This is a genomic window from Brevundimonas sp. EYE_349 (assembly GCF_023147505.1).
Taxonomy (GTDB): domain Bacteria; phylum Pseudomonadota; class Alphaproteobacteria; order Caulobacterales; family Caulobacteraceae; genus Brevundimonas.
In genome coordinates this window covers 1-24,240 of record NZ_JAHXPB010000007.1, presented here as the reverse complement: position 1 = coordinate 24,240, position 24,240 = coordinate 1, and the positions used below count along the sequence as shown (strand labels likewise).

Annotated in this window: 25 protein-coding genes and 2 tRNA genes; 13 read left to right on the top strand and 14 right to left on the bottom strand. The window is 64.8% G+C overall.

All coding sequences use genetic code 11. The features are described 5' to 3' along the window. Position 1: 1 nt before the first annotated feature. The 4 genes from nusA to trmB form a co-directional block, all read right to left on the bottom strand. A complete protein-coding gene (gene nusA / locus KZX42_RS13085; RefSeq protein ID WP_248119884.1) occupies positions 2 to 1,747 on the bottom strand; it encodes a transcription termination factor NusA in 1,746 nt (581 codons plus the stop codon). Beyond that, positions 1,747 to 2,358 carry a ribosome maturation factor RimP gene (gene rimP / locus KZX42_RS13080; RefSeq protein WP_248119883.1) on the bottom strand — a complete coding sequence of 204 codons (612 nt, stop codon included), beginning with the start codon at positions 2,356 to 2,358 and terminating at the stop codon, positions 1,747 to 1,749. Before rimP ends, nusA begins: the two co-directional genes overlap by 1 nt. Before the next feature lie 101 nt (positions 2,359 to 2,459). Next, on the bottom strand, positions 2,460 to 3,026 hold the full coding sequence (locus KZX42_RS13075; RefSeq protein ID WP_248119881.1) for a hypothetical protein: 567 nt from the start codon (positions 3,024 to 3,026) through the stop codon (positions 2,460 to 2,462). Positions 3,027 to 3,107: 81 nt separating this feature from the next. Next, complete coding sequence (trmB, locus tag KZX42_RS13070; RefSeq protein WP_248119879.1) at positions 3,108 to 3,821, bottom strand: tRNA (guanosine(46)-N7)-methyltransferase TrmB; 714 nt, start codon at positions 3,819 to 3,821, stop codon at positions 3,108 to 3,110. A gap of 147 nt (positions 3,822 to 3,968) precedes the next feature. Here trmB and KZX42_RS13065 point away from each other — a divergent pair, with 147 nt between their 5' ends. The 5 genes from KZX42_RS13065 to KZX42_RS13045 all read left to right on the top strand — a co-directional run bounded on the left by KZX42_RS13065 (position 3,969) and on the right by KZX42_RS13045 (position 8,509). Then, a complete protein-coding gene (locus KZX42_RS13065) occupies positions 3,969 to 5,450 on the top strand; it encodes an amidohydrolase (protein WP_248119877.1) in 1,482 nt (493 codons plus the stop codon). Beyond that, a complete protein-coding gene (locus KZX42_RS13060; protein WP_248119874.1) occupies positions 5,450 to 6,805 on the top strand; it encodes an amidohydrolase family protein in 1,356 nt (451 codons plus the stop codon). The genes KZX42_RS13065 and KZX42_RS13060 overlap by 1 nt, the downstream gene beginning before the upstream one ends. Before the next feature lie 164 nt (positions 6,806 to 6,969). Continuing rightward, on the top strand, positions 6,970 to 7,428 hold the full coding sequence (locus KZX42_RS13055; RefSeq protein WP_248119871.1) for a YaiI/YqxD family protein: 459 nt from the start codon (positions 6,970 to 6,972) through the stop codon (positions 7,426 to 7,428). Beyond that, the gene (gene arfB, locus KZX42_RS13050) at positions 7,425 to 7,832 is read left to right on the top strand and encodes an alternative ribosome rescue aminoacyl-tRNA hydrolase ArfB (RefSeq protein WP_248119869.1); all 408 of its coding nucleotides are present in this window, start codon (positions 7,425 to 7,427) and stop codon (positions 7,830 to 7,832) included. The genes KZX42_RS13055 and arfB overlap by 4 nt, the downstream gene beginning before the upstream one ends. A 65-nt stretch (positions 7,833 to 7,897) precedes the next feature. Continuing rightward, positions 7,898 to 8,509: a PPC domain-containing protein gene (locus tag KZX42_RS13045; protein WP_248119866.1), complete on the top strand. Its 612-nt coding sequence runs from the start codon at positions 7,898 to 7,900 to the stop codon at positions 8,507 to 8,509. 4 nt (positions 8,510 to 8,513) lie between these two features. Here KZX42_RS13045 and KZX42_RS13040 read toward each other — a convergent pair whose 3' ends face one another. From KZX42_RS13040 to KZX42_RS13025, 4 genes are all read right to left on the bottom strand, one after another. Further along, entirely contained in the window at positions 8,514 to 9,008 is a 495-nt protein-coding gene (locus tag KZX42_RS13040; protein ID WP_248119864.1) for a hypothetical protein, read from the bottom strand. Positions 9,009 to 9,022: 14 nt separating this feature from the next. Beyond that, positions 9,023 to 10,510 carry a 2-polyprenylphenol 6-hydroxylase gene (ubiB, locus tag KZX42_RS13035; protein ID WP_248120213.1) on the bottom strand — a complete coding sequence of 496 codons (1,488 nt, stop codon included), beginning with the start codon at positions 10,508 to 10,510 and terminating at the stop codon, positions 9,023 to 9,025. Between the two features lie 80 nt (positions 10,511 to 10,590). Next, positions 10,591 to 11,379, bottom strand: a complete 789-nt coding sequence (locus KZX42_RS13030) for a class I SAM-dependent methyltransferase (RefSeq protein ID WP_248119862.1) — start codon at positions 11,377 to 11,379, stop codon at positions 10,591 to 10,593. 51 nt (positions 11,380 to 11,430) lie between these two features. Continuing rightward, a complete protein-coding gene (locus KZX42_RS13025; protein WP_248119860.1) occupies positions 11,431 to 12,132 on the bottom strand; it encodes a Crp/Fnr family transcriptional regulator in 702 nt (233 codons plus the stop codon). A 113-nt stretch (positions 12,133 to 12,245) separates the two neighbouring features. On the opposite strand from KZX42_RS13025, the gene KZX42_RS13020 reads away from it, so the two are divergent. The 3 genes from KZX42_RS13020 (at position 12,246) to KZX42_RS13010 (ending at position 13,497) form a co-directional block, all read left to right on the top strand. Next, a complete protein-coding gene (locus KZX42_RS13020) occupies positions 12,246 to 12,551 on the top strand; it encodes a 4a-hydroxytetrahydrobiopterin dehydratase (protein WP_248119858.1) in 306 nt (101 codons plus the stop codon). Further along, the gene (locus KZX42_RS13015; protein ID WP_248119855.1) at positions 12,548 to 13,342 is read left to right on the top strand and encodes an SDR family oxidoreductase; all 795 of its coding nucleotides are present in this window, start codon (positions 12,548 to 12,550) and stop codon (positions 13,340 to 13,342) included. Before KZX42_RS13020 ends, KZX42_RS13015 begins: the two co-directional genes overlap by 4 nt. Positions 13,343 to 13,420: 78 nt before the next feature. After that, positions 13,421 to 13,497 (top strand) — tRNA-Arg (locus KZX42_RS13010). On the opposite strand, the gene KZX42_RS13005 is transcribed toward KZX42_RS13010, so the two are convergent. The 3 genes from KZX42_RS13005 to KZX42_RS12995 all read right to left on the bottom strand — a co-directional run bounded on the left by KZX42_RS13005 (position 13,468) and on the right by KZX42_RS12995 (position 16,332). Beyond that, positions 13,468 to 15,135, bottom strand: a complete 1,668-nt coding sequence (locus tag KZX42_RS13005) for a recombinase family protein (RefSeq protein WP_248119853.1) — start codon at positions 15,133 to 15,135, stop codon at positions 13,468 to 13,470. The genes KZX42_RS13010 and KZX42_RS13005 overlap by 30 nt on opposite strands. Positions 15,136 to 15,625: 490 nt before the next feature. Beyond that, positions 15,626 to 15,895 (bottom strand): sigma-70 family RNA polymerase sigma factor, encoded by a 270-nt coding sequence (locus KZX42_RS13000; RefSeq protein WP_248119851.1) that lies wholly within the window; start codon positions 15,893 to 15,895, stop codon positions 15,626 to 15,628. After that, positions 15,892 to 16,332 (bottom strand): hypothetical protein, encoded by a 441-nt coding sequence (locus tag KZX42_RS12995; RefSeq protein WP_248119849.1) that lies wholly within the window; start codon positions 16,330 to 16,332, stop codon positions 15,892 to 15,894. The genes KZX42_RS13000 and KZX42_RS12995 overlap by 4 nt, the downstream gene beginning before the upstream one ends. A gap of 218 nt (positions 16,333 to 16,550) precedes the next feature. On the opposite strand from KZX42_RS12995, the gene KZX42_RS17355 reads away from it, so the two are divergent. From KZX42_RS17355 to KZX42_RS12980, 4 genes are all read left to right on the top strand, one after another. Continuing rightward, positions 16,551 to 16,781, top strand: coding sequence for a helix-turn-helix transcriptional regulator (locus KZX42_RS17355; RefSeq protein WP_348983637.1), 231 nt, complete (start codon positions 16,551 to 16,553; stop codon positions 16,779 to 16,781). Positions 16,782 to 16,988: 207 nt separating this feature from the next. Continuing rightward, entirely contained in the window at positions 16,989 to 18,332 is a 1,344-nt protein-coding gene (locus tag KZX42_RS12990; protein WP_248119846.1) for a DNA cytosine methyltransferase, read from the top strand. A 12-nt stretch (positions 18,333 to 18,344) separates the two neighbouring features. Then, entirely contained in the window at positions 18,345 to 19,355 is a 1,011-nt protein-coding gene (locus KZX42_RS12985; protein ID WP_248119844.1) for an AAA family ATPase, read from the top strand. Positions 19,356 to 19,465: 110 nt separating this feature from the next. Next, positions 19,466 to 20,614 carry a hypothetical protein gene (locus KZX42_RS12980; RefSeq protein ID WP_248119841.1) on the top strand — a complete coding sequence of 383 codons (1,149 nt, stop codon included), beginning with the start codon at positions 19,466 to 19,468 and terminating at the stop codon, positions 20,612 to 20,614. Between the two features lie 227 nt (positions 20,615 to 20,841). On the opposite strand, the gene KZX42_RS12975 is transcribed toward KZX42_RS12980, so the two are convergent. Next, positions 20,842 to 22,629 (bottom strand): hypothetical protein, encoded by a 1,788-nt coding sequence (locus KZX42_RS12975; protein ID WP_248119839.1) that lies wholly within the window; start codon positions 22,627 to 22,629, stop codon positions 20,842 to 20,844. Between the two features lie 702 nt (positions 22,630 to 23,331). Here KZX42_RS12975 and KZX42_RS12970 point away from each other — a divergent pair. Continuing rightward, the gene (locus KZX42_RS12970; protein WP_248119838.1) at positions 23,332 to 23,520 is read left to right on the top strand and encodes a hypothetical protein; all 189 of its coding nucleotides are present in this window, start codon (positions 23,332 to 23,334) and stop codon (positions 23,518 to 23,520) included. Here the strand turns inward: KZX42_RS12970 and KZX42_RS12965 are convergent. Further along, positions 23,517 to 23,681: a hypothetical protein gene (locus tag KZX42_RS12965; RefSeq protein ID WP_248119834.1), complete on the bottom strand. Its 165-nt coding sequence runs from the start codon at positions 23,679 to 23,681 to the stop codon at positions 23,517 to 23,519. The two genes, KZX42_RS12970 and KZX42_RS12965, sit on opposite strands and share 4 nt — an antisense overlap. A 433-nt stretch (positions 23,682 to 24,114) precedes the next feature. After that, positions 24,115 to 24,191: transfer RNA gene (locus KZX42_RS12960), tRNA-Met, on the bottom strand. Positions 24,192 to 24,240 lie beyond the last annotated feature (49 nt).

Below are 24,240 nucleotides of genomic sequence, written 5' to 3'. Positions count from 1 at the left end.
ATCAGGCGTCGCGCGACTGGTCGGCGTCGGACGACGCATCGTCCTCGGCGGCCGTGTCGGCGTCGGCTTCCGGCGCATCGCCGAAGACCTGGTCGGGATCGTATTCGCCCTCGGCGTAGTCGCCGTCTTCCTCGTACTCTTCCGGCTCGGGCTGCGGCAATTCCGAGGCGTCGATCCAGCCGGCGGCGACGCGGGCCTGCAGGATCAGCAGTTCGGCGTCTTCCTGGGCCAGGTTGAAGCTTTCCAGCACGCCCGGGACCTTGACCCGTTCGCCGTTCTTGACCTCATAGCCGCCGCGAATTTCGTCGGTGGCCAGATCGGCCAGATCCTCGACCGTCTTGACGCCGCCTTCGCCCAGGGCGACGGCCATGGCCAGGGTCACGCCCGGCACGTCGAGAACCGCGTCCTCGACGCCCAGTTCGACGCGCTTGGCGTCCAGCTCGGCTGCCTTCTTGTCCAGGAATTCGCGGGCGCGGGTCTGCAACTCCTCCGCGGTCTCCTCGTCGAAGCCTTCGATCTCGGAGACTTCATAGGCGTCGACATAGGCCAGGTCTTCGACCGTGGCGAAGCCTTCGGTGACCAGCAGCTGGGCGATGACCTCGTCCACGTCCAGAGCTTCCTGGAACAGGGCGGTGCGCTCGGCGAACTCACGCTGGCGACGCTCGGAATCCTGGCTTTCGGTGATGATGTCGATCTGCCAGCCGGTCAGCTGCGAGGCCAGACGGACGTTCTGGCCGCGACGACCGATGGCCAGCGACAGCTGCTCATCCGGCACGACCACTTCCACGCGGCCGGCTTCTTCGTCCAGCACGACCTTGGAGACTTCGGCCGGGGCCAGGGCGTTGACGATGAAGGTCGGCTCGTCCGGGTTCCACTGGATGATGTCGATCTTCTCGCCCTGCAGTTCGGCGACCACCGCCTGAACGCGCGAGCCGCGCATGCCGACGCAGGCGCCGACCGGGTCGATGGAGCTGTCGTTGGACAGGACGGCCATCTTGGCGCGCGAGCCGCTGTCACGTGCGGCGGCGCGGATCTCGATCACGCCGTCGTAAACCTCCGGCACTTCCTGGGCGAACAGCTTGGCCATGAAGCCCGGATGGGCGCGCGACAGCATCACCTGCGGACCCTTGGCCTCAGGCCGGACGTCGTAGATGTAGGTGCGGATGCGGTCGCCGATGTTGAACACTTCGCGCGGAATGGACTGGTCGCGGCGCATGACGCCCTCGCCCCGGCCCAGGTCGACGATGGTGTTGCCGTATTCGACGCGCTTGACCGTGCCGTTGACGATTTCGCCGACGCGGTCCTTGAACTCTTCGTACTGGTTGGCGCGCTCGGCCTCGCGGACCTTTCCGGTCACGACCTGGCGGGCCATCTGGGTCTGGACGCGGCCGAACTCGAACGGCGGCAGGTGTTCGACGTATTCCTTGCCGACCTCGGCTTCGGGGTCGCGCTTCTGGGCGTCGCGCAGACGCACCATGGCGCTGTCGTTGAACTCTTCCAGTTCGTCTTCCGGCATCCAGTCGTCGGCGACGATGGTGACGTGGCGCGTCAGCGACAGTTCGCCGGTCTTGTGGTCGATCTTGGCGCGGATGTCGTGGTGGGCGCCGTAACGCGACTTGGCGCCCTTCTGGATCGCCTCCTCGATCGCCTCGATGACGATTTCACGGTCGATGTTCTTCTCGCGCGCGACCGCATCCGCGATCTGCAGCAGTTCGAGGCGGTTGGCGGAAATACCGGTGACGGCCATCAGGCGTTGTCCTCAGAAGGGGTCGTGGTGTCGGTTGTTGCTTCGACGGCGTCGCCCAGAGACGCATCTTGGGGCAGGCCGTCGTCTTCAGGTTCGCCGCGTGCGGCGCGAATGGCGGCGCCCCGTTTCATCAGGGCGTCGGTCAGAACCAGTTTGGCGTCGCTGACCCAGTCGAACGGGATCAGGGCGGTGTCTTCCTCGCCGTCCAAGTCGATCAGGACGTTGCCGTCCTCAAACCCGGCCAGCACGCCCTTGAACCGCTTGCGGCCCTCGATCATGCGGTCGGTCTCCAGACGCGCCTCCTCGCCTTCGAACAGTTCGAAGTCGACGGGACGGGTCAGCGGGCGGTCGATGCCGGGCGACGACACCTCCAGCAGATATTCGCCGGGGATGGGATCAGAGGCGTCGAACACCTCCGACACAGCGCGGCTCAGCTTGGCGCATTGTTCGACGGAAATGTCGTGATCCGTCGGACGCTCGGCCATGATCTGCAGGCGCTGGCGCTTGGCGCCGGACATCAGGCGGATGCGCACGACGTCAAGGCCAAGCGACTCCGCGATGGGGTCGATCAGCTCAAGCAGTTGGCGGTCCTGGGCGGTTTTTGCGCGCAAGCGTCGAATATCCAAAACAAAAGCGGCGGTCCGTCCGGGCCGCCGCTTGGAACGACGCCGTTGGACGCCGGTCTAACGATGTGAGGGGGCATATAGGGGTTTCAAGCGCGCTTGTCAGCCCTCTTTGACGGGCGCCCTCCGTGCCTGAGGCGAAAATAGAGGGATCCCGCGAGGAAACCCGCCGCCAGAATAGCCGCCACGACGCCGCCCAGTGTCGGATCCCAAGGCCAGCCGGGGGCCTCGTCATACGCCCGCCCCTGCTCCATCAGAAACAGCCAGGGTGAAAACAGGAAGCTGAAAACGCCAGACAGACGACTGCAGACGACGGCCGTCACCACATAGGCGCCTGCCGTGAGCAGACCGGCCAGACCCCACATCCACCATCCGCCCGACCGCAGCGTGCGCTCGGCCAGCCAGCATCCCATCGCACCGAACAGGCACGATGGGATCAGACCCCATAGGGTCACCATGGCGATCAGCGCCGCCAGGGCCACCAGGGTCTGGATTGCAAACCCCAATGACGCCGTGATTTCATTCGCAGGCGACGCAGTATCGAAAAGCGCGCCCGCCAGCGCCCAGACCAGAACAAGGATCAGGGACAGACCCGGGGCGCACAAAGCGCTGAGACAAAGGCCGGACAGACGGATCCCACCGCCAGACCACTTCATGTCGGCCCTCCTGAACGCCCTGATCGGTTCAACCGGCGATACTTGTCCGCCCTGACGGCCGTCCGTCAATCGTGACGGAGATCACACGCGCCGATACTCAAGGAAGACCGGCGTGGTGTCGCCCAACCTCTTTTCTTCATAGCGGGTCACGACGTGATCCGTGGGCGGGACGAACCAGTCCTGGTCGGCCGGGCCGATCCGATCCAGGCCGGGCGTGCGTTCCAACCGCTCAAGCGCCCATTCGGCGTAATCCAGCCAGTCGGTGACGAAACGCACAGTTCCGCCGGGCTTCAGGATGCGGGCGAAGGCCTGGGCGGTCTCATCCTGCAACAGACGGCGCTTGTTGTGGCGCGCCTTGTGCCAGGGGTCGGGGAACAGGATCAGCACCCGATCCACCGAGGCGTCCGGCAGGGCGTCCACCACGTCGCGCGCATCGTCGGCGTGGATGCGGACATTCTTCAGTCCGCCTTCCTCGACGTGCCGCAGAGCCGAGGCCACGCCGTTCAGGAAGGGTTCGCAGCCGATGACCAGGGCGTCGGGCCGCGTCGCTGCCTGGGCGGCCATATGCTCGCCGCCGCCGAAGCCGATCTCCAGCCAGACCTCGGTCGCCTCGGGCATCATCGTCTTGGGGTCCAGCGGCCCAGCCTTGGGATCGGGTACGGCGATCGCGGGCAGCAGGGTCTCCATCAGCGCCGCCTGACGCGGCTTGATCGGGCGGGCCTTGATGCGGCCGAACGACCGCAGCGGGCGGTCCAGATGCGGATTGTCGTCTTCGGGGGGCAGGTCGGCGCTCATGCGCCTGCCGTTAGCCGTCGCGGCGTCAAGCGTCTAGGCGAGCCGTCCGGCGAAGGCGGAAAACCTTTTGACGGTGCGGGCCGAACACCCTTCTATGACGGCCGCAAGACGCGTCGGGCTGTCGCGTCATCGGGAAAAGGGGAAACGATGATCGGACATCATCTGCGGGGCGCCAGCCTCGCGGCCATAACGTGCGCGGTGCTGGGCCTGTCGGCCTGCGCGACCACGGGCCGGCCCTCGGACCAGAACGCGGCCGCCAAGCCCGCGCGGGATCGCACCCTGGATGCGGGTCTGGACCCCGCGACGACGTTGGATCCCTACCCCTCGACCTATCGGCCCCTGCCGCGCGAAAACTTCGCCGTGGTCGGCGCCACCGTCCTGACCGGCACGGACCGCAAGATCGACAACGGCGTGGTCGTGGTCACGGACGGCAGGATCGCCGCCGTCGGCGACGCCTCTACCCCCATCCCTGCGGGATACAAGGTCGTGGACGCGCGCGGCCGATACGTCACCCCCGGCGTCATCGACGTGCACAGCCACCTGGGGGTCTACCCCTCGCCCGGCGTTCAGGGCATGAGCGACGGCAACGAGGCGACCAGTCCGAACACCGCCCAGGTCTGGGCTGAGCACTCCCTCTGGCCCCAGGATCCCGGCTTCAACACCGCCCGCGCCGGGGGCGTGACGACGATGCACATCCTGCCCGGCTCGGCCAATCTGTTCGGCGGGCGCGGCGTGACCATCCGCAACGTGCCCTCAGTCACCATGCAGGGCATGAAGTTCCCGGCCGCCCCCTATACGGTCAAGATGGCCTGCGGCGAGAACCCGTCGCGCGTCTATGGCGGCAGGAACCAGAGCCCCGCGACCGGCATGGGCAATATGGCCGGCTATCGCGCCGCCTTCATCGCGGCGCGCGAATACAAGGCCAAGTGGGACAAGTGGCATGAGACCGGCGAGGGAACGGCCCCGACCCGCAATCTGCAGAACGAGACCCTGGCGGGCGTTCTGGACGGCTCGGTCCTGATCCAGAACCACTGTTACCGCGCCGACGAGATGGCGCTGATGATGGATATGGCCAAGGAGTTCGGCTACCGCATCGCCACCTTCCACCACGCCACCGAGGCCTACAAACTGGCGCCGCAACTGGCCCAGAACGGCATATGCGCAGCCATGTGGACCGGCTGGTGGGGCTTCAAGATGGAGGCGCTGGACGCCATCGAGGAGAACGCCGCCCTGGTCGACGCTCAACCCGGATCGTGCGCCGTCATCCACTCCGACGACGCCCTGCTGACCCAGCGCCTGAACCAGGAGGCCGCCGCCGCCCTTTCGGCAGGCCGCCGCGCCGGGCTGAACATTTCTGAAGAACACGCCATCGGCTGGTTCACCTCCAACGCCGCCAAGGCCATTGGCATCGCCGATCAGACCGGGTCGCTGACGCCGGGCCTGCGCGCCGATGTGGTGATCTGGAGCGCAGATCCCTTCTCCATCTACGCCCGCGCCGATCAGGTCTTCATCGACGGCGCCCTGACCTTCGACCGTTCCAACCCCGCCTATCAGCCGACCAGCGACTTCGAACTGGGCCAGCCCGGCTACGGTCTGACCGCCGCCAACGTCAGGGAAGGAGCCCGCTGATGCGTCTCTCGTCCATTCTCGCCGGCGCCGCAGCGGCCCTGGCGCTCGCCGCGCCCGCCTTCGCCCAGGAAACCGTGGCCATCGTCGGCGGCCGCATCCTGACCGGGACCTCGGTGATCGAAAGCGGCACGGTCGTCCTGCGCGACGGCAAGATCGTCTCGGTCGGCACCGGCGCCGCCCCATCGGGCGCCCGCGTCATCGACGCGGCCGGCAAGACCGTGGCGCCCGGATTCGTGGCCGTGGATTCGGGCCTTGCGGGCACAGAGGTCGGATCGGTGCGCGGCACCAACGAACTGAGAAACAGCGCCAATACGCTCAGCGCCGCCTTCGACATCTCCTATGGGCTGGACCCCTGGTCCTTCACCCTGCCGGTCGCGCGGTTGGGCGGCATCACCCGCGCCGTCGTCGTGCCCCAGCATCCCGGCTCTTCGGGTGGTCATGTGCATGAGGACGAGACGGCCGGCGCCGGCGACGGCGGCTATCAGACGCCTGGCCTGTTCGCCGGCCAGGCCGCCATCATCAACCTGGGCCCCAATCTGGCCGGCGGCGGGGCCGACATCCTAGTCAAGCCGCGCGTGGCCATGGTCGCCCCGTTCGGCGAAGCGGGGGCGGCGGTCGCCGGCGGCGCGCGCGGCGCCCAGTTCGTCCTGTTCAAGGAGACGATGGCCGAGGTGCGCCTCTACGCCCGCAACAAGTCCGCCTACGACCGGGCGGCCCTGCGCAATCTCAGCCTGTCGCGCGCGGACCTGGAGGCCCTGATCCCGGTGGCCAACGGGACCCTGCCGCTGATCGTCACCGTGCACCGCGCATCCGACATCCAGCAGGTGTTGCGGCTGGCGCGAGAAGAGGGGATCAGGCTGATCCTGGACGGCGCCGAGGAAGGCTGGCTGGTGGCGGGCGACATCGCCTCGGCCGGCGTGCCGGTGCTGCTGAACCCCATCGACAACCTGCCCTCCGATTTCGAGATGCGGGCCGCGCGGATGGAGAATGCAGCGGCCCTGAACGCGGCCGGCGTGCTGATCGCCATCAAGGGTAACGAAGGCTCGACCCACCGCGCCCGCGACGCCCGCTACAACGCCGGCAATGCGGTGTCGCACGGACTGCCCTATCAGGCCGCCATCGCCGCCCTGACGGTCAATCCCGCCAGGATCTTCGGCATGGCGGGACAGTTCGGCCAGATCGCGCCAGGCGCCGCCGGCGACGTGGTGGTCTGGTCCGGCGATCCGCTGGAGCCGCTGAGCCAGCCCTCGGCCATCTTCGTCAACGGCGTCGAACAACCGCTGACCAGCCGCCCGCTGTTGCTGCGCGACCGCTATCGCCAACAGACGCCGATGCCGCCGGCCTATCGGAACTAAGGGCGTCCTTGGTCGAAACCAAAAGGCGGGACTTCGGTCCCGCCCTTTATGTATTCCCGTCCCGTCATCCCAAGGCTTGTCCCAGGGATGACGGCGTGGGAGTGGGCTTGGGAAGATGCGCCGGACAGGTGACGCCCATCCCAGTCCGCGCTAGGTCGTTCGACATGCCCACGACGCTCTACATCGACGCCGACGCCTGTCCCGTGAAGGAGGAAGTCTATCGCGTCGCCCGCCGCTATGGGCTGAAGACCTATGTCGTCTCCAACACCTGGATGCAGGTCCCGCGCGAGGCGCTGATCGAACAGGTGGTGGTGGACGCCGGCCCGGACATCGCCGACGACTGGATCGCCGAACGGGCGACCGTGGGCGATGTGGTGATCACCGCCGATATCCCTCTGGCCGACCGCTGCCTGAAGTCAGGCACCCAGGCGCTGAAATCCAACGGCCAGCCCTTCACCCCCGATTCGATCGGCTCGGCCCTGGCTGGGCGGATGGTGGGCGAGCATCTGCGGTCGATGGGGGTGGCGACGTCCGGCCCGCCGCCCTTCTCGGCCGCCGACCGTTCGCGTTTCCTTCAGGCGCTGGATCAGGCCGTGGTCAAGGCGCGCAAGGCCGCCCCATGACCACCGTCATCCCCGAGGACGAGCTGGAGTTTCACTTCTACCGCGCCGGGGGTCCGGGGGGGCAGAACGTCAACAAGGTGGCCACCGCCGTCCAGATGCGGTTCGACGTCAGAAACTCGCCCTCCCTGACCGAGCCGGTCAAGACGCGTCTGATGAAGCTGGCGGGCAGTCGCCTGACGCAGGAGGGCGTGATCCTGATCAACGCCGTGCGGTTCCGCACCCAGGAGCGCAACCGCGCCGACGCCATGGCCCGGCTTCAGGAGATGGTGGACGCCGCCTCGGTCCGTCCGGTCTTTCGCGTGCCGACCCGCCCCACCAAGGCGTCCAAGGAGCGACGGTTGAAGGCCAAGACCAGCCGCGGCGCCATCAAGTCCGGCCGGGGAAGGCCCAGCCACGACGACTGACGCGCGCGGAACATCTTCGGTGCGTTATCGTTCACCCCTTACGGCAACGGTTGGAAGAGGCGCGGATGCAGCGATTTCGGGCGATGACGATGGGGCTGGCGGTTGCCGGGACGCTCGGCGCCTGCGGCCAGTACGAAATCCGCAAGAAGGACGACGCCGAGCCCGCCCCGGCGGCTCCGGCGCCTGCGCCGGCCCAGTCCGAACAGGACAAGGCCGTCATCGCCGCCACGCCCCAGGTCTCGCTTTCAGAAAAGGATCGGCGGCAGATCGAGGAAGTGGCCGGCAACTATCTGGATGACGCCGCCAAGGAACTGGCCAAGGGGTTTTCGCCCATGCCGGGCGTGCAGGACATCGTGGTCGCCCTCCAGCCCACCCAGGTTCACCCCTGGGCCGTGCCCCTCAAACGCGGCGAGACCTATCGCATCATCGCCGAATGCGATTCCGAATGCTCGGACCTGGACATGGAACTGGTCGATCCGGCCGGCAAGATAGTCGAACGCGACACCCTGCCGGACTCGGCGCCCGTCATAAACATCCGACCGGCCGCCGACGGAACCTACACCGCGCGCGTGATCATGAAGACCTGCACAGTGGCGCCCTGCTACGCGGCGGCGCGCCTGTACCACCAGACCGGCCCCATCCCGGACGACGACGCGCCGCCCGCGACGGAGGCCTGAGGGATCAGCTTTCGGCCGGGCGGAACAGCAGGGCGGCGATCTTGTCGTCGGCATCGAAGCCGATCACCCATTCGGTCGCCTGATTGTCGAAGGTGACCTTGAACTTCTGGGCCTCGCCTTCCTGACGTTCGTATTCGACCGTCTTCACCGCGCCGAAGCTCTTGATCAGCGAGCTTACCTGTTCGGCCTGCTGGCGGATTTGGGCCGCCAGATTGGGCGTGAAGTCGGAATAGTCGAAACCGGCGCCCTGGACGTCGGCGATCACGCCGCGAAGCGCCTCTTCGGCCCGGGCGATGTCCGGCGCGGCGGCCGATGTCGCCGAAGTCGCCGGCGGCGCAGCCTGCGCCGGGCGCGCGGGGGCGACCTGCGGCTGGGATTGGGTTTGGGCGGGGCGGTCGAAGGCGTTCGGCACCGAGGCCGCGGCCGCCTGGGCCAGGGCCGGCGCGGGCGTCAGGATCAGGGCGGCGCCCAGCAGGGTCTTGGTCAGGATCGTCGTCATGATAAGGGCTCCGGTCAGGTCAGATAGGGCCAGAGCGAAAGGCCCAAAGCCGTCAGGGCCGCGATGACCGCGACGGTGACGGAAGCCGTCAGCCAAGCCGGAGTTCCCGACTTTTCCATGACCACCGTGGTCGGACGCGGCGGCTCCTGCACCAGGCGCGAGATGGCGCGCGCCGCCGCGATCATGTCGTCCAGGGCGTCGCGAGCCTGAGCTTGGGGGCCCAGTTCGCGTCGGATCCAGCGCTCGACCACCGGCTGGGCCGCCTTCCACAGGTCGTGGTCGGGTTGCAGGCGGCGCGCCACCCCTTCGACCGAGACCATGGTCTTCTGCAGCAGGATCAGTTCAGGCCGCAGGCTCATGTCAAACAGGGCGGTGATCTCGAACAACTGGCCCAGCAGGCGACCCATCGACACCTGGCTGGCGGCGCGGCCGATCACCGGCTCGCCCACCGCGCGCAGGGCCTGGGCGAAGGTCTCGACCGAATGATGGGCGGGAACGTATCCGGCCTCGAAATGGACGCGGGCGATGCGGTCGTAGTCGCGGCTGATGAAGCCCCACAGGATTTCCGCCAGATAGCGTCGCTCCGCCGGTCCCAACCGCCCGACAATGCCGAAGTCGATGGCCGTCAGGTGGGCCGGCGCGCTGGCGAACAGATTGCCCTCGTGCAGGTCGGCGTGGAAGGCGCCGTGGTCCAAGGCTTGGACCAGGAAGGCGCGCACCACATTGTCGGCCAACTGATCTTTGTCGATGCCGGGCAGGTCCATCAGGGCAGGGTCGGTCATGGGCACGCCTTGCGCCCATTCCAGCGTCAGCACCCGCTTGCCCACCCCGTCCCAGATCACGGCGGGGGCCGACATATACCCGTCCTTGGCCATGACCTCGGCCATCTCGCTGGCGGCGGCGGCCTCCAGCCGCATGTCCAGCTCCAGGTCCAGCGAGTTGGCGATGGTCTCGACAAAGGCGGACGGCTCCAGCCGGCGCGCCATCGGAACCAGCCGCCAGACCAGCCGCGCGGCCAGCCGCATGGAATCCAGCCCATTGGCGACGCGGCGCTCCACCCCCGGCCGCAGCACCTTGACCGCGACGGCTCGCCCGTCGGCCAGGGTGGCGCGGTGCGCCTGGGCCAGGGAGGCGGCGGCGACCGCCGGCCCCAGGTCGGTGAACAGGCTTTCGACCGGCCGACCTAGCGACTTCTCGATCTCGCGGCGGGCTTCGGCTTCCGGGAAGGGGGGCAGGGCGTCCTTCAGACGCCCCAGGTCGCGCGCGAACTCCAGCCCGAAGATGTCCGCGCGCGTGGCCAGAACCTGACCCAGTTTGATCGCCACCGGTCCCAGATGCTCGAACGCCTTGCCCAGCCTCTGGCCCGGCCGCCCCTGACGTCCGGCGCGGCCGGAAAACATCTGCAAGAACCGCGCGAACGGCCGCGTCCAGGCGGGCAGCAAGGGCGTGACTTCGCGCGGGACCAGGGCGTCGTGGCGCGCCAGCACCCACAGCCACCCCATCAGCCGCAGGAAGGCGGCGACCGGGTTCTGCACCGCCACGGTCGCGGGCGGCGGCGGGGCCGTGCGATAGATGCGGCCGGTCAGATCGCCCACCCGTGGTGGATGGCGGCGATTCCGCCCGACAGATTGGTCACGGACACGCGGCGGAAGCCCGCGTCCTCGATCAGGCCCTTGAACGCCTGCTGGTCGGGGAAGCGGCGGATGCTCTCGACCAGATACTGATAGCTGTCACGATCCTTGGCCACCCAGCCGCCGATGCGCGGAATGGCGTGGAAGGACCAGGCGTCATAGACCTTGCGGATCGGCGTGGTCGTGGGGCGCGAAAACTCAAGGCACAGGAACCGCCCCCCCGGCCTCAACACGCGCCGCGCCTCGGCCAGAGCCTTGTCGATATGGGCCACGTTGCGGATGCCGAAGCTGATCGAATAGGCGTCCACCGAAGCGTCCGGCAGCGGCAGGTTCATCGCGTCCCCGACCGACCAGCTCATCTCCGGCTCGCCGCCCTTGTGGACCCCGGCCAGGATCATCTCGGCGTTGTAGTCCAGCACGATGACATTGGCGTCCTCGCCGCCGCGCCGCTCCTGGGCCGCGCGGGCCATCTTCGAGTAGCGACGGGCCATGTCGCCGGTGCCGCCCGCCACGTCCAGAATGGTCTCGCCGGGACGGGGGTTCAGCTTGGCGGCGGCGATGTCCTTCCAGATGCGGTGGACGCCCACGCTCATCAGGTCGTTCATCACATCGTAGTTTGAGGCGACGGAATCGAAGACCCCGCGCACCATCTTCACCTTTTCGCGCGCATCCACGTCGCGAAAGCCGAAGGAGGAACGATCACCCTGCGAATGCGGGCCGTGGGAGGAGGCGTCGGTCATGCGCATCGTCTAGCGCGTCGCCGCGCCGCCGTCACCCGATCAGACGGGCGATCAGGCGGCTTCCGGCTGAGGCAGCTCCAGATCCTTCATCACGTCGCGCATCAGGCCGTAGCAACCGCACGAGGCGGCCTCCAACCCATCGCGATCCAGAACCTTGACCCAGCCCCGTCCGCGCTGGATCAGCGACTTGGCCTCCAGCACCGAACCGACCTCGGACACGGTGGCGCGCCGCACGCCCAGCATTCCGGCGATATCGGCCTGGGTCAGGTCGAAACGGTCGTCCTCGGCCCGGTCGTGCAGCGTCAGCAGCCAGCGCGCCAGCCGCTCGTCCAGCCGGTGCTGGGCGTTGCAGGCCGCCGCCTGCTGGACCTGGGCCATCAGCCCCTCGGTGAACCGCGACAGGGCCAGACGCAGGCTTTCGCTCTTGTCCAGCGCCTCGCCGAACACCTCGGACGAACAATAGGCGGCCAGGCCGTCGCGCTGGGAGATGGCGCGGCTGGCGGCGCGGGCGTTGAAGGGGCCGCATGTCACGCCGACCAGACCTTCACGGCCGATGGCGGCCGTCTCCACCATCTTGTCGTCGGGCAGAACGGTCATCAGCGACACCACGCCCTTGATCGGGAACCACACCCGGTCGACGGCCTCGCCGGCGTCATACAGCATCTGGCCGCGCGTGATCTCGCCCTGCTTCAGATGGGGTTCGATCCGCTTGCGGTCGGCCGCGTTCAGGGCGGCGATCCACAGATTGTCCATCGTCGTCTCCCTGTCGCCTGAACCGGGAACCTAACGCCCAAGCTTGACCAGATGTTCCCGGCGCTTGCCGCCCGGCCGCGGGCGCCTTACGCCAAAGAAAAAGAGGAAACGCGATGACCGACACCCGCCTTGACGTTGGGGAAATCCTGCCTGGTCTGCCCGCCTGGCGCGCGGCGGACGGGGATCGCCAGGCCATTCGGCGCAGCCTCGCCTTCGACGATTTCAACGCCGCATTCGGCTTCATGGCGCGCGTGGCGTTGATGGCGGACAGGATGGACCATCACCCCGAATGGTCCAATGTCTACAATCGCGTCGACATCCTGCTGACCACCCACGACGCAGACGGCGTCACCGACCGCGACGTGACCTTGGCCCGCTTCATCGACGCCGCAGCCGCCGGCATGGGGGTGCGGTCGTGAGCGCGCATCGCCCCGGCCGCGTCGCCGGCAAGACCGTCCTGATCACCGGCGCCGCCGGCGGTCTGGGCGAGGCCATGGCCCTGATGATGGCCCGAGAGGGCGCGCGCGTCGCCGTGACCGACATCGACGGCCCCCGCGCCGAGGCCCTGGCCGCGCGGATCAATGCAGAAATCGCCGGAGCGGCCTTCGCCTATGCTCACGATGTGGCCAGCGAGGCCGAGTGGGAACGGGTCATCACCGCCGCCGTCGCCGACCTCGGCGGCTTGTCGGTCCTGGTCAACAACGCCGGCGTCGGCGGCCCGCTGGCCTTCGTCGAACAGGACACGGTCGAGAACTGGCGACGTCAGTACGAGATCAATCTGCGCTCGATCATGCTGGGCGCCAAACACGCCATGCCGCATCTGCGCGCCTCCGCCCCCGCTTCCATCATCAACATCTCCTCCATCGCCGGCCTGGCCGCCGCCCCCGGCATGGGCGCCTACAACGCCACCAAGGCCGCTGTCTGGATGTACACCAAGACCCTGGCGCTGGAGGCGGCCAAGGCCGACTGGAACGTGCGCTGCAACTCGGTCCACCCGGTCTTCATCAAGACCCCGATCCTGGACCCCTTCATCGCCATGGCCGGCGGCGATCAGGACAAGGCCCACGAACGGCTGGCGCGCGGCATTCCACTGAAACGGATCGGCGAACCCGACGACGTCGCCTACTGCGTCCTCTACTTGGCGTCGGACGAATCCAAGTTCGTCACCGGCTCCGAGTTCAAGATCGACGGCGGCATGACGGCGCAATAAGCCCGCCGGACGCGTATTCAGGATTGAGGCCGCCCGCGCCATGCTGTAAGCGGCCCTTTCCGGCGTCACGCCGCGCACGCACCCGTAGCTCAGCTGGATAGAGTGCTGCCCTCCGAAGGCAGAGGTCACAGGTTCGAATCCTGTCGGGTGCGCCACTTCCGTTCAAAACCGAGAACTCCGCCAGCGGCGGCGTAATTCCCACCATCACTGGACGCCAGCGCCCGCAAAAGCTCCGTTCGTGAGCCGATAATGCGCGCCTCGGTCTTGCTGATGACCTCCACTCGTTGCGTCAGGGCGCGCAGGTGATCCCGCCGATAGCCGCTGCTGCGGTCCCGCAGCTTGCGCCGAGCGGCGGTGGCGAACCGCGCCAAGGCTTCTGACGTAATCGTCGGCGCTAAGCGATCCACCGATGCACTGATCCGCTCGGCGTCCGCCCTGGCCTGATCGCGGGTGCCGGAAAGTTCTGCGACCCGATCCTTCAGCGACGCGTCGTCCGGCGCCAGCAGGCCGTTCTCGATGGCTTCATAGAGCCGGTTCAGCTTGGCCTCGGCCTCCGTGGCGCGTTTGCGCATCTCGGCGATGTGGCCGCGCCTTTGGTCGGCCCATTCCTCCCGACGATCCAGAAGCTGCTCCATCAGGGCTGCTAGGCGGTCCGGATCGAGCAACCGGGTTTCGAGATGGTCGATGATCGCGTCGTCGAGCTTGTGCATGGGGACGGCCAGGCCAGTGCAGCCGGTCTCGCCCATGCGAGCCTTGGTCGAACAGGCGTAGTAGCGATACTGGCCGCCAGCGCTCCCCCTCCCGGTTCTGAGCGTCATGGCGCCGCCGCAGACGCCGCAGAAGCAGATGCCCGTCAGCAGGTTCGGTCCGGTTGAGACACGCGGCGGGGTCCACTTGGGGTTTCTCGACTTCAAGCGCGCCCGAACGGCCTCGTAGTCCGCCTTCGAAACAATGGGCGGCACGGCCATGACCGCGTGCTCGGACTCAGGCTTCGGCGTCTTGGTTTTGTGGTCGCGGGTGTTGAACCGATGCTCGCCCATGTAGGTCGAGCGTGTCAGAACCTGATGCACCGTGCCGATCCCCCACCGCCCGCCGTCTCGGGTGCGGATGTTCCGGTCGTTCAGCCGCGTGGCGATGGTCTTCAGCCCCATCGGCCCTTGCGCGCCGTCGCCGGTCAGCGCCCAGCGATAGATGGTGCGGACCGTCTCGGCCTGGAGCGGGTCGATCTCAAGCGTCTTCTTTATCTTGGCTCCCCGCTGTTCGGCCGCGACGATGCGGTAGCCGATGGGCGGCCGGGCGCCGTTCCAGAAGCCCTGACGGGCATTCTCCTTCATGGCCCTGAGAGTGTGCTTGGCGTTCTCGCGAGATTGATACTCGTCGAAGAGCGTCATGATCTGACGCATCATCACGCTCATAGGGTCGTCACCCAGCTCCTGCGTGATGGAGACCAGACGTACGCCGTTCTTCGCCAGCTTCCGCACATAGAACTCGAACTGGAACTGGTCGCGGAAGAACCGTGAGAAGCTGTGCACCACGATCACGTCGAAGGCGGGCGGCTTGGTCAGCGCCGCTTCGATCATTGACTGGAAAGAGGGGCGCCGGTCGTCGGTGGCGGTGTTGCCCGGCTCGACATACTCCGCCGTGGCCTCCCAGCCTTTCGTCCCGCAGTAGGCTTCAAGCTGGCGGCGCTGGTCCGGGATAGAGAGGTCGTTGACGGCCTGCCGTCCGGTCGAGACGCGAAGGTACAGGGCCGCTCGGGTCTGAACGCCTGGGGTGATGGTCTTACCGCTCATGTCCGGCTCCTTTCAGAGGCGCGGACCCAGAACCTCGTCGAGCACCTCGCCAAGCCACGCCTCCACCGCCAGAAGCTCGGCCGGAGTGATTGGGAGATCATCGGGCCAGGTGTCGGTGACGCGGACGACAGACTGTACCCCGACTCTCCGCGCTGGCGGAGTCCGGCGCCGCCGCGCCTGCGGCTCTGATGACGGCTGGACGTACATGCCCGCCAAGCTGATCGCTCTATAACCGCGCGCATACTCGTAACCTCTCCCTCGCAAATTTCCGGTCGCCGCTTTCTCGCAAAGCGGATCGATCCATCGATCCACGCCAAGCCTCAGCGGCGACGGCCGACCGGGTCAACGCCTGCGGCGCAAGCCGCAGCCCTCAGGGCGCGAAGCGGGGTTGAAGCGGGCGGACGGCGCTGCTCACCACTCCGGAAATGAGGGTCGATAAGGTCAAGCTTGTCAGACAATGCTGGCGCAAAGCCTATCCTGCCCTAGACCCTCACGAGCCTTCAGAAGCCTCTCCGCCGCCCTCCTCATCGACGGCGCGGCTCAAACGAACGAGCGCCTCCGCCAAACGCGCCTCGGCCGCCTGCTGATCGATGCCCAGACGCTCGGCGATCTGCTCCAGGGACATTCCGGCGAAGCGATGGAGAACGAAAACGTCGCGACAGTCGCGTGATAGTCGGCGGATCGCTCGGACGAGAATCCGCTGGCGTTCTTCGGCTGATCGACGAGGACTCCGTCGGAGCAGCGAGGGCCAGCGCCTCATGGGTTCGCCTCACATTCCACCCCGATGGCGGCCTCCACTGCGCTGAGGAGATCGCGGATGGCTTGATCGATAGCGTCGGGAGGAAGTGGCAGTTCAGGATTGTTCATACCGGAGCGCAGGGCGCCGGAGGCGTAGAGGGGTCCAAGCACGTCAGCGAGTTCAGCGATGCCGTCTGGGATGCCTTGAAATCCCAGCATCCGGACGTACCGGAGCGCCTTGGTCAGGTCGTGACGGAGGTGCGTGCGGTTCCAATCATCGGAGAGCCCGCGATGGAGCAGGTAGGCTTTGAGGCCGAGTTCGAGGGCGATGGCCGAATGGTAGGCCGATTGGACGCTGACGCGGTCATCATCGGTCCAGGCCATCGCGTGGAAGGCGCGCGCGTTGTGGGCGAACGCCCGCGCAAGGTGGAGGTCGGGATCGCGTCGGCGGGACCTCATGACAACGCACTCGCTGAGCCCGGTGTCGCTTCCCCACGCGGAGGAATCGCCCGTCTCTCGGTCTCTTGGTGGTCAGGCATGCGTGACCTCCCGCGCAGCCGCCCGGTCGCTCAGATCATGCTGAACGGTGGAGTTTCGGAGTATTCCGGTTAGAGTTCAGCGGAATTCGCCGACTAAGTCAACGGAATTCCGCAACTAGTCGGAGTTTTTCTCTAAAAATGATCAGTCCCGCTCAAATTCGTATGGCGCGCGCAGGCCTCGGCATCAGCGTTCGCGTGCTGGCTGAACGATCCAGTGTGGCTGAATCAACCATCCACCGATTTGAGGCTGGGCGAGGTGGAATGCAGACAGGAACCCTCGAACGCCTACAATCCATTTTGGAAGACGGCGGCGCCGTTTTCATCGCTGCCGACGCCGCCGGTGGGGCTGGCGTGCGATTGAAAACTTGAGCGTTGCTCGGTCCAACGGCGTTCCTTGGGACCTAACCAACGAAAAGTCACTTAATGGGGTTGCAAATCCCCAAGCTCGGGTCGGAGGACGTCAAACTTTCGGTTACGTTGTCCGGTGCACGCTACCGAATCGGGCCGCATGCATTGCCAACGCGCGCATGTTCCTGTAATGTTCTCGGCCGCCACGTGGTGCGTCTAGGGGGATTTATGGCCGATAAACAGAAGAATACGACCGCAGCCCCTACGGTCCTAGACCTCTTTTCCGGCGCGGGCGGAATCGCCCATGGGTTTGCTCAAGCTGGTTATCGCGTCATCGGCGGCCTGGACCATTTCCAAGCCGCACTGAACTCGTTCGAGACAAACATAGCGGGCTCGCGCGGCATGATGCGCGACTTGAGAGACCCCGATCTGACCGACGTTCGGGAGTTCGTCGGCAACAGCGGCGTCGACGTCATCGTCGGCGGCCCTAGCTGCCAAGGATTCTCTACGTCTGGTGGCCTGAGCCGTTCGTCTGGCCGCGATGAGGATGACCCTCGGAACCGTCTGTTCCTGAACTATCTCAGCATGGTTGAGGAACTGCGCCCGAGTTGGATTGTGTTCGAGAACGTGCCCGGCCTCCTGCTTTACAATCAGGGCCGGGTCGCCATCGACATCGTTCGGGCGTTCCGAGAGATCGGCTATAACGTAGCCCCTATGATCCTGCTGGCGGCGGATTTCGGTGTTCCGCAGCTGCGGCGCCGCCTTGTGTTCGTGGGCAACCGAACGGGCTCTGATATTGCTTTCCCGGCCGCTACACACGGAAACGCCGACCTGTGGCGAAACTTCGCACTGCCCTTCGCCCACCTTTCACGGATCGGCCACGGCGGCGGCGGCGAAGTTCTGCCGCACGTATCTTTCGCCGACGCCTGTTCCGACCTCCCGCCGGTGGCGGAAGGCCACGAGATCGACGGCGTCAAATATCCGGGTCGGGCTCGTACTTCCTATCAGCGCACTATGCGGGACGGCTCCAAACTTGTTCGTCAACATGCCGCTGCCGATCTGGCGGCCTTGGACCGATTGGCCGCAATCCGGCTCAAACCCGGTCAGAACTGGCGGGACATCCCGTTGGAGCACCTGCCCGAACGCTTCAAGAAAATCCGACGCTACGATGCCACGACTATTTTGAAGAGGCTTCAGAACGACGCGCCTGCCTATACGATCACGACCAAGTTCAACGAGGGCACGACAGGCGCCTTCATCCATCCAGATCAGAACCGCACGTTGACGCTTCGTGAGGCGGCTCGACTCCAATCGTTCCCGGACACCTTCATATTCGACGGCAGCGCCGCCCAAATCCGCCAGCAGATCGGCAACGCGGTGCCTCCGCTTCTCGCGCGTGCACTGGCGGAGGCCATCCTTCCGATGGTGAGCCGGGATGTGCACGGCAAGGCGGTCGAGGCTGTCCGCGATGTCGTCTTGGTCGAAAATCGGCTTGGCGATGCGGACATTTTGAAGTTGCGCGCACCGCGCCGGGTCCGCGAAGACGACTACGCTTTCGACGACGCGGCGTAAGGGGCTTCGTAGGTGCCTTACCTCACTACCGATCACGTCGCCGCCGCTCTCGATTACTTCGCCGAGAACACTCACCCGGCTCTGCTGAGTGTGCTGGCGATGCTCCGTCACGGAGTGCCGTCGAGCGCCGATCCTGAGGAATCGGTGAGGTTCGGGAGCACTGTCGAACTCCAGCTTCTCAGCGACTATTTTCGGCCGACTGGCTTCCCCGCCTGGACGGTTCCCGCAACCGATCAATGGACCACCTTTGAGACGATTGGCGGCTACTTTCCCGCACCATCTGCCGATGGCTCGGGAGACCGACTAGATTTCCTTCCCGGTGCCGTCGTCGACTCGATTGAGAAAGCCCATTGCCTCATCATTGATGAGATCAACCGTGCTGATATCGACAAGGCCTTCGGGGAGCTATTCACGCTTCTCAGCGGTAACAGTGTGACGCTGCCGTATAGGCGTCGGTCCGATGAAGGTGAGTTCCGTCGAGTTCGGCTGCAAGTCGGTTCGGCAATCATCGAGGACCAAAACGCCGACGTGGTCATGGTGCCGGAGTGGTGGCGCCTGATCGGATCGATGAATGACGCTGACAAGGCCAGCCTGAAACGACTCTCGATGGCCTTTGTTCGTCGCTTCGCCTTCATCCCGATTGATCTGCCTTCTGCGGACATCTACGAGGCGATGATCCGGGAAGCAGGGGCGCAGGTAGGTTTCGACATCAGCCCGCTGGTCGAGGTGCTTGTCGGCCTCTTTGCAAAAGAAGGTGAGGGGTTGTCCGGGATCGGTCTTCCCCTTGGTCCTGCATTCCCACTTTCAATCATCAAACACGCTGAGAGCGAAGTCCGTCTCGATCCTCATAGAACGCTTGAAGCGATCGTGTCGTCCGCTCTTGAGCTATACGTCGTTCCCCAGTTTCAAGGGCGGCATGATCTCCATGAGGCCGCAACCGATCTCTTCTCCGCACTAGTGCCGTCGCGTGCGGAAGCTATGGCCCGTCATCTGGCGGTCTGGACCGGCTATGTAGTAGAATGAGCCGCGAGGCCTGGCGGGACTTCGTGTGTGCGCCGGAACGGGCAGGACGCCACCTATCCGCAATTGGACGAGGGGTCGTCGGCGCAAAATCCGACGCAATTGACCTCGCTGTGCTGCAGGCATTCTTGGATCGTCTGCACGGGGCTTCGGACGATGTCGAGTTGCTTGGCTCTGTCATCGACTTGGTTGCTGGGGGCTACGCTGATTTTTCCGAAAAGACGCTGTCGACGATTCTCGACGCGCTTTCGAACGAAGTCCTGTCGCTGGAACAGATCGTAGGGCCTGCCCTGCGAGGAAACCCCAGATGGGACCGAACAATTATTGGTCGCCTCTCGGGCGCCCTTTCCCCAGTCCAGTATGTAAGCAGAACCTCACACCGATCTTTCGAACTGCCCGAAAACCAACTTCTAGCTTGGCTCGTCCATGACCTGCGAGAAGCGGTGACAGAGATCGAACGTCGCGTGGGTACGACGGGTCTGCATCCTGATTTGGTCCGAATACGAGACGGGTGCGACGCCGCTCGTCGCCACCACTGGTTCGGCGATCTGACCGTCCCATTGAGAGTATCGGAAACGATGATCGCCGCCGCACTTCGTCATCGCCGGCCAGAGTATCGCATCGCCGCAAAGCTCGTTCGTAGGCGCCTTGAGATTGAGACCCATGACGACCAGGCGCGCTGGTACAGCATTCTGGCCCTCTTGGCAGTGAACTGGTTGGAGCCGATCAGCGATGACGATCTTTTTGAGTTGTATGTCTTGGTGCTGACGCTTGACGTTCTGACCGAAGAGCTTGGGTTCGGAGAACCTGTCGAGTATGGGCTCGTGACCAGGGGGCGAGGCCATGTTGCGATGTTCAAAGATGAACGTAGGAAAGTTCAGGTGTTCTTCGATCAGACGCCTGCGGCCGTACTAAACCTCAAAACGCGATACGCCTCAGTCGTCGGCGCCCATCGGGGCCTGTCAGGAGGACAACGGCGTCCCGACATCATGCTGGTCGCCGATATCGACGGCAGGCAACTGATCACGCTAGTGGAAATGAAGAAATCCGACCACGGCCGCTATCTCAGCGACAGTATATACAAGGTTTTCGGCTATCTCTTCGACTTCGGCGATTCATTGGCTGAGAGGCTCCGCGCAATCCTAGTCGTGCCAACAGGGATTTCGGTCACGGCGACGGTGCCTGATCCCCCGATAACTGTAGCTTCGGGGGACAACCGCGCTGCAGTCGCTCAAGCAATCCGGGAAGCATTGACCGTTTAGGCAAAACATATCCGCGGGCTGCGCCTCTCACTGAGTCCGCCAGTCAACGTTTGGGTCACCTCCCAGAAACGTTGCCATGCGATCAAGCAATTTTCGTCAGCGGGTCAATTCAATCTCTGACCGGCAATAATCCGTGTTCCATCGGAGGCAGTAGCTCGATCAATCAGCGGGTTCCGCATTAGCGAGCACTTCTCTGGTCGCTGAGAGTTACTCTGATCACAGTCCGCCTACCTGATCGCCGCTTCGACAAATTTGATCGTTTCTGGAGAGAAGTTCCGTGACATTGTGGTGAGATAAGATGCGCCTGCCTTCTCGGCCAAGGGCCCAGGATGCAGCGTGTACATCTCGCCATCGGTCGAAACGATGCCTTGGGCAAGCATGTGATCCAGAATAGAACGACCAACTCCCTTGGTCATTCGGGCATGCTCGATTTTCCCGGCAAACCGCTTCAGCGCGCCCTTTGAGTGAGACCGGAATGCGATCACGAATTTCCTGAACCGGCGAAGCCCCTCATTCAGGCGAGGGTCTTGGGCTGCTGCTGGCTGGGTCGCAAAGCTTGTCCAAGGATGGGCTTGGGCGTTTGGCCATGCCACCGAGAGCGTCACATCCCCGTGAACCGTGGGCACACCGGCAAGCGTCTCGCTCGAAGCGTTGTCAGCCTCTAGATAGACTGCAGCGCCTGGCCGCTCTGGTACTGTCTCGACGACGAGCCGTTCGGTCGCGAACTTCAATTCCGCGCATTGAATGCTGATCGGAGCGACCAGCACGGTTTCGATGCCAAACCCCATGTCGACGGCGGCGAGCGGGGCGTTCACCTCAACATCTTCGAGCAGATTTCCGAAGCGTAAGACTCCCGTTTGGTCGCTCTCAAACCGGAGAGTTGTTGTCTTGCTGGTCCCGGCGCGCGAGACCGTAATCTCGACATCGGACTTAAGCGCCTCCTCTTCTTCGGCGCCGTCGTCGGCACCTTCAACAAGGAGGCTTGCGGTATCGCCGAGTGACAATCGGGCTCTCAATGAGGCGTAGATCACTCCGACGTGTTCAGGGGGCAGGGCAAGCTCTTTCCCATCTTCAAGGTAGAACTCTGAGAGGAACGGATTTGAAGCCGCGCCTCGTGCTAGCTCGCTCTTCAATGCGGCGTTTGCTGTCGCCGCGCCTTTAAGCGCCTGCGCCGTTATCAGCCCTTCGAACACCGCCGATGATGTCCCTTTCCCGCCGTCCAAGAAGGGGTGCTCCGGCACCCAAGTTTCAAGCGCGTCGGCGTAGGCCTTTGCATCTTTCGGGCTCATTGCAGGCGCGTTCGGCGGCGGCTGACGGAAGATCCTGGCCGCTAGGTGCGCCAGCTGTTCTTCTTGATCGTAAAGAGTGGATCGAAGGGCCTCATCTTCAAGCGCAATGCCCGCGAGTTTCTGTTGTTCGCGTAGCAATATCGCACTGACCACCGTGCGAAGGGTGACCGGCTGTTCTCCCTTCTCGATAAGAGCGACCAGAGCACTCGGGTTCGCGTCTTGGGCCACCCGGTCTGCAACGGCCTGTAGAACCGGAGCATAGCCTGCAAATCGGTCCCCATCGCCGTCAGTGTCCCTCCTTAGCCCTTCGAGCAAGAGCTCCAATGCTCGCCGAGCGACCGCATGGTGGGGACTGTCCGGCACCGCATCGGCTACACAGCCAACGGCAAAATCAAGCGCGTCTTCACGGCCGTAATAACCGATCTCCAATACCGAGACCGGGACATGGTCGACAAGAACGAGCCACGCATCTTGGATCGCGCCAGTGCGACCGAACAGGACCGTTGGCACACCGCGACCAGCGGACATCTCCGCCACGTCCCGCAGGAATGCCTCGAACGCCTCCTGCGTTACACGAAGGCGCGCTTCGTCGAGGCCGTCGAGTAGAACTGACGCCTGCCCGTTGCGCCAAGCATCGAAAAGCCCGGCTTTAACCAGCCCACCGGAGAGCGTATTGCCGCCGACTGGCTCGGACTCCGACAGGTCGACGTAGGTCGCGCCCGTCATCGACGCGATCTGTCTGGCTAAGGTGGACTTACCGACCGCGCCTGGCGCTGATACCAAGATGACCGGCGTCCGCTCCGGATCAGCTATGTCGCCGAAACTAGAGCTAGACGTTAGTGGTGCCTCTTTGAATGTGCTTAACTGCGCAGTCCGCTGGGACCATCCTTTTGGTGGCGTATCGGGAGACGTTTGACCCGTACCCAGCCGCGATTTCCAAAAATCGTTGATTGTATACACGCTCATTAAGGCTCAAGTCGGAAGGAGTGTCACACGACACGATCAGGCAAGCTTAGGTGGCAAGAGACGAACGGTCGAGTCCTGATCGAGCGTCACTTGCGTGACCGCCCTGGACGACGAAGCCCGAGAGAGCGAGTCCGCATGCGCATGAGGATCATAGAATGTTATTTCAGCATTTGCCGCCTGCCCTGGTTGAAGGCAGTTGGCGCACGGGCACCAGCCTCTAATGCCGAACTGGCGTCAGCGCCGGATGCGGCTCCACTCTACGCGATCCATTGAACTGTAGAAGCGTAGTTCTCGGCTTCATCCATCGCGGCGCGCCACCTTCCTTGTCTCAAACGCATGCAGGCCATGACCTGCGCTCTCCATGTTTTTTCATCGCACGGGATTGGGGAAAATCATGACCGGCTTGACCGGATGTGACGTTATCTCATAACAAACTCCCTTCCTCCCTTGAAGGTCCCCGTCATGCGTTCCTCCCCCGCCTTGCGCTCGCTGCTTCTGGCTGCGGTCGGCTCCACCGTGCTGGCCGGCGCCGCCGCCGCGCAATCGACCGCCAATACGCCGACCACGGTCGACGACGTCAGGTTTTTTGTTTCGAAAGCAGATTCGAAAGCAGAGACGTCTTGTGCGCCTCTCGCTCTCTTGGGCCTCTAGCAGCAGTCGAACTTGCGATGGAAATGGCCGCTACCGTTATCCGCACCAAGATCGAGCAGCGCATGCTTGACGGGCTCCGCGGCAAGCGGATGGCGCCAGGGGCGGCCGCAGAAGCCGTCCGCGCGTTCGGCGCAGAGACCGCCCGACTTGATCACGATCACCTCGCCACCAGCGCCGCCGATAAGGCGAGCCCGGCGAAGGTCGCGCGGGTGATCCGACGGCTTTCCCGAAGTCATCTGGGACTGAATGCGGACACCGGCGCCTCCATGACTTCCACGACCGCGGCGCCATCTTGCGGGCCCAGCAGGCTCACACGACCACTTCGCGCGTAGACTGCACGCCAATGTAACCGAGACCCATCCCAAGAAGGTCACGCGTCCGGCCGAAACCTTGACTTCAGCCTCGAAGCGCGATGACGCCGCCACGGCTCTTCGACCCTTGATCGAAAAGGCAGTGCTGAAGCTCGGCGATCAGCATGGCGAGAGCCTCCCCTGCACGACGTGCTCGTCGCAACCATGGCTTGGCTGCACGACAAGCCTCGGCCCCTAAACCACAACACCCCCGGCGCTTACGCGACGAGGGTGTCGTTATCTTTGGGTGCGGGAGTAGGATTTGAACCTACGACCTTCAGGTTATGAGCCTGACGAGCTACCGGGCTGCTCCATCCCGCGTCAAACGGGTTTTCGGTAAGGAAGAGTGTGTTCGAGAAGGGCCGTTTGG